Source organism: Chelativorans composti, from assembly GCF_039541695.1.
Lineage (GTDB): Bacteria > Pseudomonadota > Alphaproteobacteria > Rhizobiales > Rhizobiaceae > Chelativorans > Chelativorans composti.
The window spans coordinates 260,681-273,558 of sequence record NZ_BAABGS010000018.1 but is presented as its reverse complement, the minus strand read 5'-3'; the positions used below and the strand labels follow the sequence as shown (position 1 = coordinate 273,558).

The following is a 12,878-nucleotide window of genomic DNA, read 5'->3' as shown; positions in this document are numbered from 1 at the left end:
CGGCGTTTTTTTACCAGAGGCGGGGCCATTACTGACATTGTACTTCCCGCAAGGACATGAGAGCAAATTAGCCCAAAGAGAATCAAGTCAGAACTGGCAGAGAAACCCGCATGGCGACAAAGTTGCTCTCCTACCTGATCATCGCCCTGATGATCCTGCACATCATCTGCCCGCTGGGTCTGCCTGGTCTTAAGAGACGCAGCGACTTCTGGAAGCTGGCGGTCGTGGCGCTCGCAGCCATTGGCCTTACTGTCATGCTCAGCCACGGCTGAGCTTGCCCGGCTGCATTCCAGAACCTTGTCCATCCTCCATGACGGTTCTGGCCGACGGGGTGCTGCCCCCATTCCTGCAGGCACCACCCCGGTTGTTCCAGCGGTTCCTTGAACCGCTTGTGCAAGCGCATCGAAATGCGCCGATCAGGTTCTCCAACAAAAAGGGGCGCGCGATGACTCGCACGCCCCTCAAAAGTCAGGCGTGCAAGCCGGTTACGCGGCAGCCTTCTCCAGCTCCGGCTTCCACTGGCCGAGGGCGGCCAGGCCGTTCATGCGGGCGCGATGCGCGAAGGCAGCCTGACCGGCGGCGACGTTCTCCGCCTTGCCGCCCCAGGCCTTGAGCGCAGCAGCCTGCAGCGCGCGGCCATAGGAGAAGGTGAGCGGCCACACCGGCTTGTGCAGCTCGTTCATCAGCGACAGGTGCGCGGTCGCCTCCTCGTCGGACTGGCCGCCGGACAGGAAGGCGATGCCGGCGACAGCCGCCGGGACGGTGGCCTTGAGGCAGCGGACGGTCTTCTCGGCCACTTCCTCGCGGGAAGCCTTGCGGGCGTTCTTGCCGTCGATGACCATGTTCGGCTTCAGCACCATGCCCTCGAGACGGACACGCGCTTCATAGAGCTCGTTGAACACGGTCTTGAGCACGAACTCGGTCACCTCGTAGCAACGGTCGATGGAGTGATCGCCCGGCTGGCCGTCCATCAGCACTTCCGGCTCGACGATCGGCACGATGCCGGCTTCCTGGCAGAGGGCCGCATAGCGGGCGAGCGCCTGGGCGTTCTGGCGGACGGCGGTTGTCGTCGGCAGAACGTCCGAAACGGCGATCACGGCGCGCCACTTCGCGAAGCGGGCGCCGAGCTGGTAGTACTCGGCAAGACGCTCGCGCAGGCCGTCGAGACCCTCGGTGATGGTCTCTCCCGGGAAGCCGGCGAGCGGCTTGGCGCCCGTGTCCACCTTGATGCCGGGGACGGCGCCCGCGTCCGCGATCAGCTTGACCAGCGGCGTGCCGTCCTTGGCGTTCTGACGGATGGTCTCGTCATAGAGAATGACGCCCGACACGTAGTCCTTCATGGCGTCGGAGCGGAACAGCATCTCGCGGTAGTCGCGGCGGGTATCCGCCGTGGACTCCACGCCGATGCTGTCGAAGCGCTTCTTGATGGTGCCGCTGCTTTCGTCCGCAGCCAGGATGCCTTTGCCTGCGGCCACCATCCGGGCTGCAATGTCCTCAAGACGTTCGCTCATCTTCTCGCGTCTCCTATCTCTCTCTCTCGTTCCTGCCCAGAGTGCCCCGGGCCGGCAGGGACCGGGGTCCTGGGTCTTGTTTTCTTTTCTCTCGCAGTTCCGGACGGAAACCGGTTTCGACTTGTTGTTCCGGACCTGCTCTAACAGACGTCAAAGACAAACGGAATGAAGGGTTTCCTTCTTAAATCGATATAGCTGGGTTTACTTTGATAGTGCCGCAACGCCGGGCAGGATCTTGCCCTCCATCCACTCGAGGAAAGCACCTCCTGCGGTCGAGACATAGGTGAACTTTTCGGCGACGCCGGCATGGTTGAGTGCCGCCACCGTGTCGCCGCCGCCGGCCACGGACACGAGCTTGCCCGCAGAGGTAAGCTCCGCCGCGTGCTTCGCCGCAGCGACCGTCGCGCGGTCGAACGGGGTGAGCTCGAAGGCGCCGAGCGGGCCGTTCCAGACGAGGGTCCTGGCCTTGTCGAGCCAGGCCTTTACATTCTCCACACTGGCGGGGCCGGCGTCGAGGATCATCGTGTCGGCCGGGACGGACTTCACGTCCACCACCTCATTCTCGGCATCGGCCTTGAACTCCTTCGCCACGACCGCATCGACCGGCAGAACGACCGAGCAACCGGCCTCCGCGGCGGCCTTCAGGATCTCGCGGGCGGTGTCGGCAAGGTCGTGCTCACACAGAGACTTGCCAACCTCGATGCCCTGGGCGGCCAGGAAGGTGTTGGCCATGCCACCGCCGATCACCAGTGCATCCACCTTGCGGACGAGATTCTGCAGAAGGTCGATCTTGGTGGATACCTTGGCGCCGCCGACAATGGCCACGACCGGACGATCCGGGTTGCCGAGGCCCTTCTCGAGCGCCTCGAGCTCGGCCTGCATGGTACGGCCGGCATAGGCGGGAAGGAGATGGGCAAGGCCCTCGGTCGAGGCATGGGCGCGGTGCGCCGCCGAGAAGGCGTCGTTCACATAGACGTCGCCGGTGGCGGCGAGCGCCTTGGTGAACTCGGGATCGTTCTTCTCCTCGCCCGCATGGAAACGGGTGTTCTCCAGAAGCAGCACATCGCCGTTCTTCATGGCAGCGACAGCACCTGCCGCCACATCGCCGATGCAGTCTTCCGCGAAGGCCACCGGACGGCCCAGGACGGTTTCGACGGCGCCGGCCACCGGCTTCAGGGAATCCTCGGGGACAACCTTGCCCTTCGGGCGGCCGAAATGGGCCAGCAGAATGACCTTCGCCCCCTTGTCCGCCAGCTCACGAATGGTCGGCACCACGCGTTCGATACGCGTCGTGTCGGACACTGCACCATCCTTCACGGGGACGTTGAGGTCCACGCGAAGAAGTACGCGCTTGCCTGCGATATCCTTGAGATCGTCCAGAGTCTGAAAACCGGCCATCGCTCACTGCCTCACTGAATTTTGCTGCTGAACGCGAAAACATACAGAGGGAAGCAGAGTTCACAAGGCGGCGAAACGCCCCTGTCCGCATACAAATCGATTTATTTTTCAAATATTTGGGAAGACCTTATCAATAATACCAAAAAAGCGCCCGGCCATGGGCCGGACGCTTTCCGAATTGGTGGTAGTCCTACGACTTTCAGAGGGTCTTGCCGATGGCGACCGCGACGTCAGACATACGGTTGGAGAACCCCCACTCGTTGTCGTACCAGGACATGACGCGGACCAGCTCGCCCTCGATGATCTTGGTCTGATCCAGAGCGAATGTCGAGGAAGCCGGGTTGTGGTTCATGTCGATGGAAACGAGCGGCTCCTTGATGTAGCCGAGAATGCCCTTCAGCGGGCCTTCAGCCGCGGCGATGATCGCGTTGTTGACCTCTTCGGCCGTGACCTTGCGCGCCGGCACGAACTTGAAGTCGACGACAGAGACGTTCGGGGTCGGCACGCGGATGGCAACGCCGTCCAGCTTGCCCTTCAGCTCCGGCAGCACGAGCCCGACGGCACGGGCGGCACCGGTCGAGGTCGGGATCATCGACATCGCGGCAGCGCGGGCGCGATACAGGTCCTTGTGCATCGTGTCCAGCGTCGGCTGGTCACCGGTATAGGAGTGGATCGTGGTCATGAAGCCGCGGACGATGCCGAAGGCCTCGTGCAGGACCTTGGCGACCGGCGCAAGGCAGTTGGTGGTGCAGGACGCGTTGGAGAGGACGATGTGGTCCTTCGTGATCTTGTCATGGTTCACGCCGTAGACCACCGTCAGGTCGGCGTTGTCGGCCGGAGCGGACACGAGAACGCGCTTGGCGCCCCCCTGCAGATGCGCGGAGGCCTTCTCCTTGGAGGTGAAGATGCCCGTGCACTCCATCACGACATCCACACCGAGGTCGCCCCAAGGCAGCTTGGACGGATCACGCTCGGCGAAGACCTTGAAGGCGTTGGAGCCGATGCGGATGGTGTCGCCCTCGACGGCCACCTCGCCCGGGAAACGGCCATGGACGCTGTCGTAGCGCAGCAGATGCGCGTTGGTCTCGACCGGACCAAGATCGTTGATGGCGACGACTTCAATGTCCTTGCGGCCCGACTCATGGATCGCGCGGACCACGTTGCGGCCAATGCGGCCAAATCCGTTGATGGCTACTTTGACGGTCATGAACTACCTCCGGCGAGCTTCAGCCCCGCTGACCGGCGGGGCATCTTGAATCCTGCAATGAAAATCCCCGGGCGCCGGAAGCGTCCGGGGACAGAACTCACTTTGCGGCGAGACGGCCTTCCACGGCGGACACCACAGCTTCGGCCGTGATGCCGAAGTGCTTGTAGAGCTCCGGCGCCGGCGCACTGGCGCCAAAGCCCTTCATGCCGATGAAGATACCGTCGGTACCGATGAAGCTGTCCCAGCCCTGGCGGATGCCGGCCTCGATGGCGACGCGCACGGGCGCATTGCCCAGGATGGCCTTGCGATACTCCTCAGGCTGCTCCTCGAACAGCTCGAAGCAGGGGACGGACACGACACGGGTCGGGATCCCGCGCTCCTCCAGCATGTCCCGGGCCTTGACGGCGATCTCGACCTCGGAACCCGTGGCGAAGATCGTGACCTTCGCCTCGTCGCTTGCCGGGCGCAGCTCGTAAGCGCCACGGGCAGACAGGTTGTCCTCCTCGAACTCGAGACGGACGGGCGCCAGCTTCTGGCGTGTGAGCGCCAGCGTGGAGGGCGTCGTCCGCGATTCGACGGCGATCTGCCAACACTCGGCCGTTTCGACGGCGTCGGCAGGACGGAAGACGTAGTGGTTCGGGATGGCGCGCAGCGAAGCCAGATGCTCCACGGGCTGATGCGTCGGGCCGTCCTCGCCGAGACCGATGGAGTCATGGGTCATGACGAAGATCGAGCGGATGCCCATGAGCGAGGCGAGGCGCATGGACGGACGGGCATAATCCGAGAAGCACAGGAAGGTGCCGCCGTAGGGGATGATGCCACCGTGCAAGGCCATGCCGTTCATCGCCGCAGCCATCGCGTGTTCGCGAATGCCGTAGTGGATGTAGCGGCCCGAGAAATCGTCAGGCGTGACGGGCTTGGTCTGGCTGGTTTTCGTGTTGTTCGAGCCGGTGAGGTCGGCGGAGCCGCCAACCATTTCCGGAACGATGTCGTTGATGACCTCCAGCGCCATCTCCGACGCATTGCGGGTGGCAACGGCGGGCGGGTTCTCTGCCAACTTGCGCTTGTAGTCCACGATGGCGGAGTCGAAAGCCTCCGGCAGGTCGCCCCGCATGCGGCGCTCGAACTCGGCGCGGGTCTCGGCGTCGGCGGCGGCAAGGCGCTTTTCCCAGGCGGTGCGCTCTTTGGCCGAACGAAGGCCGGCAAGACGCCACTCGTCCAGGATGTCAGACGGAACCTCGAACGGCTCGGCCGTCCAGCCTAGGGCCTGGCGGGCCGCCTTGATCTCCTCGGCGCCGAGCGGCGAACCGTGGACCTTGTTGGTGCCGGCCTTGTTCGGTGCGCCGAAACCGATGGTCGTGCGGAAGGCGATGAGCGTCGGGCGGTCGGAGTTGCGGGCAGCCTCGATCGCCGCGGCAATCGCCTCGGGATCGTGGCCGTCGGCGCGCATAGTGTTCCAGCCGGACGCGGCAAAGCGGGCGCACTGGTCCGTGGAGTCAGCCAGCGAGACCGGGCCGTCGATGGAAATGTTGTTGTCGTCGAAGAGAACGATGAGCTTGTTCAGCTTCAGGTGACCGGCAAGGGAGATGGCTTCCTGGCTGATACCCTCCATCAGGCAGCCGTCGCCGGCCAGCACATAGGTGTAATGGTTGACGAGATCTTCGCCGAAGCGGGAACGAAGGAGGCGCTCCGCCATCGCCATGCCCACGCCATTGGCAATGCCCTGGCCGAGCGGTCCCGTGGTCGTCTCGATGCCGGCGGCATGACCGTATTCCGGGTGACCCGCCGTGCGGGCGCCGAGCTGGCGGAAGTTCTTGATCTCGTCGACCGTGATGTCCTCGTACCCGAGCAGATAGAGCAGCGAGTAGAGGAGCATGGAGCCGTGACCAGCCGACAGGATGAAGCGGTCACGATCCGGCCACTTCGGGTTCTGCGGGTCATGCTTCATGAAGCGGGTGAAAAGCACAGTGGCAATGTCCGCCGCTCCCATCGGAAGGCCGGGATGGCCGGAATTGGCCTTCTCCACTGCATCCATTGATAAGAAGCGAATTGCATTCGCCATCCGGTCGTGTTTTTCGCGTGACGTCATATCTGCTCGCTGATCGCTGCCGGGAGTATTCAGGCACTACCCATGCACCAGAGCACATGGGCACAAAACTTGCGGACACATAGCAGGTGCGCGGCGTGAGTCAATAAACGGGGTGTCGCGCCTAACAGCCTCAAACGCCTGCAAAAAGTCGATTTCGGCCTGCTCGCGACACGCACTGTTCCCGGCGACACAGTCTTCAAGCCGGCAGGACGGCAATTGTTCCGATCATCTTTTGGCGATTTTCAGCGTATCTAATCGTTCTAATCAATTACACGGCGATGCGCGGACAGAAGGCCGCATCTACTCAAACAAACAAGATGTGGAGAAGTGGAAGAAAGATTTCAGCCCGCCGCATGGCTCCGATCATTTAACAACCATTCACAAAAATTCATGTTATGAGTGTAAGCGGTGATGCTAGCCCAATGTCCGGCACACAAGAACGACGGCGTGCCGGAATTGACGCCGTCTTCACTCACCGCTTAGTGTTTAGCGCGTAAAGCTTTATGATTCCGGCGTGATTCTCCTGCGGCGGGCTTGGATTGGACGACGATGGCCAGCGATACCACTCTCAGAGAAGCGCTCGAACGCCTGAGCAAGAGCATCGAACGGCTGGAAGCGACGGTCGACAGCAGGCTCGAGAAGGAACACGACTACGCTGAAGCGGACGCCGAAATCCAGCGGCTGAACGCGGACCGCTCGCGCCTCGCGCAGGAAATAGACAAGGCCGAAGCCAGGGCCGAGCGACTGGCTGAAGTGAACCGGGAAGTCTCCCGCCGGCTGGTGACAGCCATGGAGACGATCCGCGCCGTTCTCGACCGTTGAGGGGAGCCAGACAACCATGGCGCAAGTGTCGGTCACCATTGACGGCAAGGTCTATCGCATGGCCTGCAACGAGGGTCAGGAAGAGCACCTGATCGACCTCGCGCAGCGCTTCGACCGATACGTCACTCACCTCAAGGAGTCCTTCGGCGAAATCGGCGACCAGCGCATCACGGTGATGGCCGGCATCATGGTGCTGGACGAACTCGTGGAACTTCAGAAGCGGGTGCGCGGCATGGAGGCGGAAATTGCCAGCCTGCGCAAGACGCGCGACGAGGCCCTGCTGCGTGCCGACAAGATGGACGCCGCCGTCAGCTCCTCCCTGGAGGAACTTGCCACCCGCATCGACGCAGTCGTCGCCAAGCTCTCGACCTGATCCACGTCGACAACGTGAGAGCTGGGAACGAACGGGCTCCGGCCGCAGTCCGGTCGCGCCCGGAGCTTCGTAACAGCCATAGGGGCGGTCCCTCTGCTGCGTGTCCGTCGTGAATCCGGTTTCCTCCGCCTCCCAAATTGCATAAAGAGGGCCGCATCACCGGCTCAATCTGCAACAGCGATCATTCGGCATGGCAGCACTCAAGCAACCCGTACAGCTCGGCACCGTCGGCGCCCCACACGGCATCCGGGGCGAAGTCCGCGTGAAGACCTTCACGGAAGACCCGCTGGCGCTCGGCGACTACGGCCCCCTCACGACAGAAGACGGCCTGACGCTTACGGTGCGCACCATCCGGCCCGCCAAGTCCGTCGTCATCGTGCAGTTCGAGGAAATCACGGACCGCACGGCCGCCGAACGGCTCAACGGCAAGGGCCTGTTCGTCGAACGGTCGGCGCTGCCGGACGACCTCGAAGAAGAGGAGTTCTACCACGCCGATCTCATCGGCCTGCGGGCCGTCGACGAGACGGGCGAAGAGATCGGGCGCATCACTGCGGTGCACAATTTCGGCGCCGGCGACATGCTCGAGATCCGGCCACGCGGCGGCAAGTCCGTGATGGTTCCCTTCACGAAGCCGGCCGTGCCGACGGTGAGCATCACCAACGGTATGGTTACGGTAAACCGCGAGATGGCCGGATTGCTGGACAAGGACGAGGATGCTCCTGCTGGCCAGGACCAGGACATTTTGCAGGGCGAGGCAGAATGAGCTTCCGCGCGACAATCCTCACGCTCTACCCGGACATGTTTCCGGGACCGCTCGGGCACTCGCTTTCGGGCCGCGCTCTCAACGAAGGAACCTGGGCGCTGGAGACGGTGCAGATCCGCGACTTCGCACTCGACAAGCACCGCAGCGTGGACGACACGCCGGCCGGCGGCGGAGCCGGCATGGTGATGCGGCCGGACGTACTTGCGCGCGCCCTCGACAGCACCGCGCCCGCGGACGACCCTAGACCCAGGCTGCTGATGAGCCCTCGCGGCAGGCCGCTCACGCAAGCCCGGGTGCGGGAGCTTGCCGAAGGACCGGGGGCGATCATCCTGTGCGGACGCTTCGAGGGCGTCGACCAGCGGGTGATCGACACGCGCGGGCTCGAGGAAGTCTCAATCGGGGATTACATCCTCTCCGGTGGCGAGATCGCGGCAATGGTGCTACTGGATGCGGTGGTGCGTCTCCTGCCGGGCGTGATGGGAAACGAGCATTCCGGCACGGAAGAGAGTTTCGAGAACGGCCTGCTCGAGCATCCGCATTACACGCGGCCCGCCGTGTTCGAGGGCATTCCCATTCCCGAGGTGCTTGTTTCCGGCAATCACAAGAAGATCGCCGAGTGGCGGCGCGAGAAATCCGAGGCGCTCACGCGGGACCGGCGTCCGGATCTCTGGGAAGCCTATGTCCGGTCGCGGGGCTAGGCCATGCCGCGAGCGACAGGCATCTAGGCGCCCGGGCTGACAGCGCGCGCACAGCCGAATTTATTTGCGCATCATCCGAAGAGATGATGGGATTCGTAAGCTGGCTAATCGCTTCATTGCGGCACGGAAACCGGATTGCAGCGACAGTCATACCCAGGGAGGTTCAGGAATGAACGCTGCAGTTTTCCGGCGCAAGGCGCTTCTCGCACTCGCGCTGCTCGATCCCGCAGGTCCGGGCTTTTTTCTGACGGGGACCATGCTTGCCGCTCCGGCGCAAGCCGAGCCGGTCGATTGGGCAACGCCCTTCGCAGGCGAATGGACGCTGTCGGGCGTGTCGGAGGGTGATCCCTACTGCCTCATCACGCTGGGGGATGAAGGTACGATCGGAGGCGCCGCGCTGGAGATTTCCGCCACCTGCCTGCGCCAGTTTCCGCTGCAGGAGGCGTTCGCCTGGACCGTTCGCGACGATAACGCACTCGTCCTGGCTGACGCCGGGCGGCAGGCCGTTCTCACGCTTGCGCCGCAGACGGCGGAAAGCTACTCGGGCGAATTTGAGGACGGGCGGATGATCTCGTTCGATCGCGGCGGGTTCCCGGAGCCGGAGCTTGACGAACTGATGGACGGCACTTTCGCCCTTAGCGGGTACAACAACGCCGAGGCTTGCGGTTTCTACATCGAGGCGGGCGGAGCGGACTCCGGGCCGCTGGATCAGGTGGGTAACTGCGCCGATCCATGGAAGGGCAAGGACTGGAGCAGCTGGCGGCGGGAGGACGGCAAGCTGGAGCTTCTGGACAGCACGGGGGAAACCATTCTGAGCCTCACCCGCGCCGACGCGTTCACCTTCACCGTCGACGGGCATGACGGACTGTTCTTCGGCACAGGGTCCATCGAGGTCAGCGAATAGGTTCTGCCCGCGTCGGTCATTCCGGCCAGAGCGCCGGCGGCATCCCCTGCCATCGCGTTCAGCCTCGGGCAGAAGGCGGAAGGCCCGCGTATGGAGCCAGATGGCTTGATCCAGTTCGTTGACCAGCGGGCCGACTGCGGCTACGTGATGCCAGACTTCCGCCCTGGCACGAAATGCCGGCAAACACTCCTCTCACTCCGGCAGGACCATGAAGCTTTTCCTTAAACTTGAAAACGCGGCGCTGCTGATCCTGGCGCTCGTTGCCTATCATCAGCTGTCCGGGAACTGGTGGCTGTTTGCCGTGCTGATCCTGGCGCCGGATCTTGCAATGCTCGGCTACCTTGCCGGGCCGCGCCCGGGTGCATGGTGCTACAACGCCGCCCATACATGGATCACCGCGGTGGCGGTATTGCTGGCCGGCTGGTGGCTGGAGAGCGAGCTTGCCGTGTCGGTCGGACTGATTCTCGCCGCACACATCGCAGCCGACCGCGTCATGGGCTACGGGCTCAAGCACGAAACTAGCTTTGCCGACACGCATCTCGGCCGCATCGGGCGCAATTCCTGACGTTTCGGAGCGGAAGATCGGTTGATTCCGTCGGGCGAGTGGTGTATGTGGCTCGCCCAAGGCTGCCATGGGTTCATGGCTCCTCATTAAACCACGAACGTGAATTCGCCCCTGTGGCTCCTAACGGACACACTCCCGAGGCGGTCCCGAACTGCCGGTGAGATGGGCGCTCTGACGTTCCCAAGAACGAAAGAGGATTGTACGATGGACCTTATCCGTCAGCTGGAGGCCGAGCAGGCCGCCAAGATCGCCGCCAAGCGCACCCTTCCCGAATTCTCGCCGGGTGACACCGTCCGCGTTCTCGTTCGCGTCGTCGAAGGTTCGCGTACCCGCGTTCAGGCGTTCGAGGGCGTCTGCATCGCCCGTTCCGGCGGTGGACTGAACGAGAGCTTCACGGTCCGCAAGATCTCCTACGGCGAGGGCGTCGAGCGCGTTTTCCCGGTCTACTCCCCGCTGATCGAAGGTGTCGAGGTTGTCCGCCGCGGTAAGGTCCGCCGCGCCAAGCTCTACTACCTGCGCGACCGTCGCGGCAAATCCGCGCGCATCGTCGAGAACACCAATGCGCGTTCGCGTAAGCTGAACGAGGCCGTGCGCCTCGCTGCAGCCGAAGAGAAGGCCCGCGTCGAAGCCGAAAAGATCGCCGCCGCCCAGGCGCTCGCCGCCGAGAAGGCTGCTGCCGAGGCCAACGGCGAATAAGAACAAACAAAGGGATGTTTCTCGGAAAGGGAGCTTCGGCTCCCTTTTTCTTTGCGCCTTGTCGTGCGCAATAATATTTCGGGACGACTCGCCCGATCGAAACGTTCGTTCGGATTGCAGCGCTGAGAAAACGCTGTTAATACACATCCCATGCTGAACCCAGTGAAACCGGCACCGAAGGATTTTGTCCTGCAGGACGTGAAGCGCCTGCCGGGCCGGTTTTTTGCACGCCTCGCAGGCACGCTGCTGAGCCGACTTACCTGAGCGGTCTCCATTCCGCATTCGGGCCCCAGCTTTCGGCTTTTTTCCAGGATTCTACCCATGAGCAAACCGCGCACGCTGTACGACAAAGTCTTCGACGATCATCTGGTTGACGAGCAGCCGGATGGAACCTGCCTGCTCTACATCGACCGCCACCTTGTGCACGAGGTGACCAGCCCGCAGGCATTCGAGGGGCTTCGCGCGGCCGGCCGCCGGGTGCGCCATCCCGAGAAGACGCTGGCGGTCGTGGACCACAACGTGCCGACCTCGCCTGACCGCAAGTTCGGCATCAAGAACGAAGAGAGCCGCATCCAGGTGGAGGCGCTGGCCGCCAACGCTGCCGAGTTTGGCATCGAGTATTACAACGAAGCCGATACCCGTCAGGGCATCGTTCACATCGTCGGCCCCGAGCAGGGCTTCACGCTGCCGGGCATGACGATCGTGTGCGGCGACAGCCACACCTCGACACATGGCGCGTTCGGCGCGCTGGCGCACGGCATCGGCACCTCGGAGGTGGAGCACGTGCTGGCCACCCAGACGCTGATCCAGCGCCGCGCCAAGAACATGCTGGTGCAGGTGGACGGCAAGCTGCCGGAAGGCGTGACCGCCAAGGACATCATCCTGGCCATCATCGGCGAGATCGGCACGGCCGGCGGCACCGGCCACGTAATCGAGTATGCGGGCGAAGCCATCCGCTCGCTGTCGATGGAAGGCCGCATGACGATCTGCAACATGTCGATCGAAGGCGGCGCCCGCGCGGGCATGATCGCGCCGGACGAGACCACCTTCGCGTACATCAAGGACCGTCCGCGCGCGCCGAAGGGCAAGGCCTGGGACATGGCCCGCGCCTACTGGGAGACGCTGCACAGCGACGAGGGCGCGCACTTCGACCGCATCGTGAAGCTGGACGCCGGCAACCTGCCGCCGCTGGTCACCTGGGGCTCGTCGCCCGAGGACGTGGTCTCGATCACCGGCGTCGTGCCGGATCCCGACATGATCGAGGACGAGACGAAGCGCCTGTCGAAGAAGCGCGCGCTTGAGTACATGGGCCTGACGCCCGGAACGAAGATCACGGACATCGAGATCGACCGCGTGTTCATCGGCTCCTGCACCAACGGCCGCATCGAAGACCTGCGCGCAGCTGCCAAGGTCATCCAGGGCAAGAAGGTGCACGACCGCGTCAACGCGATGGTCGTGCCGGGCTCGGGCGTCGTGAAGGCGCAGGCCGAGGCAGAGGGCCTGGACAAGATCTTCATCGAGGCCGGTTTCGAGTGGCGGGAGCCGGGCTGCTCCATGTGCCTGGCCATGAACGACGACCGTCTGAAGCCGGGCGAGCGCTGCGCCTCCACCTCGAACCGCAACTTCGAAGGCCGACAGGGCTTCAAGGGCCGCACGCACCTCGTGTCGCCCGCAATGGCCGCTGCCGCCGCGATCGCCGGCCATTTCGTGGACGTGCGCGAGTTCCGCTGATCACTCCTGCCGGACGGGAGCCCAACTCCCGTTCACACTGTGTGACTTGAGGGCAGTTCCGGGCAGCCGGAACTGCCCTTCTTCATTGTGGCAGGGCTCCCCTAACGCCAGCGCGACGGAA

The 12,878-nt window shown here is 63.7% G+C and carries 13 protein-coding genes; 9 read left to right on the top strand and 4 right to left on the bottom strand.

What is annotated here, in order from left to right:
• The first annotated feature begins 110 nt into the window (after positions 1–110).
• Positions 111–272 (top strand): hypothetical protein, encoded by a 162-nt coding sequence (locus tag ABD906_RS06685; RefSeq protein WP_345098720.1) that lies wholly within the window; start codon positions 111–113, stop codon positions 270–272.
• A 213-nt stretch (positions 273–485) separates the two neighbouring features.
• Here the strand turns inward: ABD906_RS06685 and ABD906_RS06680 are convergent, their stop codons facing one another.
• From ABD906_RS06680 to tkt, 4 genes are all read right to left on the bottom strand, one after another.
• Positions 486–1,511, bottom strand: coding sequence for a class I fructose-bisphosphate aldolase (locus ABD906_RS06680; protein WP_345098719.1), 1,026 nt, complete (start codon positions 1,509–1,511; stop codon positions 486–488).
• Positions 1,512–1,712: 201 nt separating this feature from the next.
• The gene (locus tag ABD906_RS06675) at positions 1,713–2,909 is read right to left on the bottom strand and encodes a phosphoglycerate kinase (protein WP_345098718.1); all 1,197 of its coding nucleotides are present in this window, start codon (positions 2,907–2,909) and stop codon (positions 1,713–1,715) included.
• A 199-nt stretch (positions 2,910–3,108) separates the two neighbouring features.
• Positions 3,109–4,116, bottom strand: a complete 1,008-nt coding sequence (gene gap / locus ABD906_RS06670; RefSeq protein WP_345098717.1) for a type I glyceraldehyde-3-phosphate dehydrogenase — start codon at positions 4,114–4,116, stop codon at positions 3,109–3,111.
• A 97-nt stretch (positions 4,117–4,213) separates the two neighbouring features.
• Positions 4,214–6,205 (bottom strand): transketolase, encoded by a 1,992-nt coding sequence (gene tkt / locus ABD906_RS06665; RefSeq protein WP_345098716.1) that lies wholly within the window; start codon positions 6,203–6,205, stop codon positions 4,214–4,216.
• A gap of 549 nt (positions 6,206–6,754) precedes the next feature.
• Here tkt and ABD906_RS06660 point away from each other — a divergent pair.
• The 8 genes from ABD906_RS06660 to leuC all read left to right on the top strand — a co-directional run bounded on the left by ABD906_RS06660 (position 6,755) and on the right by leuC (position 12,757).
• Positions 6,755–7,027: a DUF4164 domain-containing protein gene (locus ABD906_RS06660; RefSeq protein WP_345098715.1), complete on the top strand. Its 273-nt coding sequence runs from the start codon at positions 6,755–6,757 to the stop codon at positions 7,025–7,027.
• Between the two features lie 16 nt (positions 7,028–7,043).
• Positions 7,044–7,400 (top strand): cell division protein ZapA, encoded by a 357-nt coding sequence (locus ABD906_RS06655; RefSeq protein ID WP_345098714.1) that lies wholly within the window; start codon positions 7,044–7,046, stop codon positions 7,398–7,400.
• A gap of 190 nt (positions 7,401–7,590) precedes the next feature.
• Positions 7,591–8,163 carry a ribosome maturation factor RimM gene (gene rimM, locus ABD906_RS06650; protein WP_345098713.1) on the top strand — a complete coding sequence of 191 codons (573 nt, stop codon included), beginning with the start codon at positions 7,591–7,593 and terminating at the stop codon, positions 8,161–8,163.
• Entirely contained in the window at positions 8,160–8,861 is a 702-nt protein-coding gene (gene trmD, locus ABD906_RS06645) for a tRNA (guanosine(37)-N1)-methyltransferase TrmD (protein ID WP_345098712.1), read from the top strand. Before rimM ends, trmD begins: the two co-directional genes overlap by 4 nt.
• Positions 8,862–9,030: 169 nt before the next feature.
• Positions 9,031–9,765 carry an AprI/Inh family metalloprotease inhibitor gene (locus tag ABD906_RS06640; RefSeq protein WP_345098711.1) on the top strand — a complete coding sequence of 245 codons (735 nt, stop codon included), beginning with the start codon at positions 9,031–9,033 and terminating at the stop codon, positions 9,763–9,765.
• 208 nt (positions 9,766–9,973) lie between these two features.
• A complete protein-coding gene (locus tag ABD906_RS06635) occupies positions 9,974–10,330 on the top strand; it encodes a DUF4260 domain-containing protein (RefSeq protein WP_345098710.1) in 357 nt (118 codons plus the stop codon).
• Positions 10,331–10,534: 204 nt separating this feature from the next.
• A complete protein-coding gene (rplS, locus tag ABD906_RS06630; RefSeq protein WP_345098709.1) occupies positions 10,535–11,026 on the top strand; it encodes a 50S ribosomal protein L19 in 492 nt (163 codons plus the stop codon).
• A gap of 321 nt (positions 11,027–11,347) precedes the next feature.
• Positions 11,348–12,757, top strand: coding sequence for a 3-isopropylmalate dehydratase large subunit (gene leuC, locus ABD906_RS06625; protein WP_345098708.1), 1,410 nt, complete (start codon positions 11,348–11,350; stop codon positions 12,755–12,757).
• Positions 12,758–12,878 lie beyond the last annotated feature (121 nt).

Bases quoted from the DNA above. Each gene is read 5' to 3' on its own strand.
- ABD906_RS06685 (WP_345098720.1), top strand. From the start codon at position 111: ATGGCGACAAAGTTGCTCTCCTACCTGATCATCGCCCTGATGATCCTG.
- ABD906_RS06680 (WP_345098719.1), bottom strand. From the start codon at position 1,511: ATGAGCGAACGTCTTGAGGACATTGCAGCCCGGATGGTGGCCGCAGGC.
- ABD906_RS06675 (WP_345098718.1), bottom strand. From the start codon at position 2,909: ATGGCCGGTTTTCAGACTCTGGACGATCTCAAGGATATCGCAGGCAAG.
- gap (WP_345098717.1), bottom strand. From the start codon at position 4,116: ATGACCGTCAAAGTAGCCATCAACGGATTTGGCCGCATTGGCCGCAAC.
- tkt (WP_345098716.1), bottom strand. From the start codon at position 6,205: ATGACGTCACGCGAAAAACACGACCGGATGGCGAATGCAATTCGCTTC.
- ABD906_RS06660 (WP_345098715.1), top strand. From the start codon at position 6,755: ATGGCCAGCGATACCACTCTCAGAGAAGCGCTCGAACGCCTGAGCAAG.
- ABD906_RS06655 (WP_345098714.1), top strand. From the start codon at position 7,044: ATGGCGCAAGTGTCGGTCACCATTGACGGCAAGGTCTATCGCATGGCC.
- rimM (WP_345098713.1), top strand. From the start codon at position 7,591: ATGGCAGCACTCAAGCAACCCGTACAGCTCGGCACCGTCGGCGCCCCA.
- trmD (WP_345098712.1), top strand. From the start codon at position 8,160: ATGAGCTTCCGCGCGACAATCCTCACGCTCTACCCGGACATGTTTCCG.
- ABD906_RS06640 (WP_345098711.1), top strand. From the start codon at position 9,031: ATGAACGCTGCAGTTTTCCGGCGCAAGGCGCTTCTCGCACTCGCGCTG.
- ABD906_RS06635 (WP_345098710.1), top strand. From the start codon at position 9,974: ATGAAGCTTTTCCTTAAACTTGAAAACGCGGCGCTGCTGATCCTGGCG.
- rplS (WP_345098709.1), top strand. From the start codon at position 10,535: ATGGACCTTATCCGTCAGCTGGAGGCCGAGCAGGCCGCCAAGATCGCC.
- leuC (WP_345098708.1), top strand. From the start codon at position 11,348: ATGAGCAAACCGCGCACGCTGTACGACAAAGTCTTCGACGATCATCTG.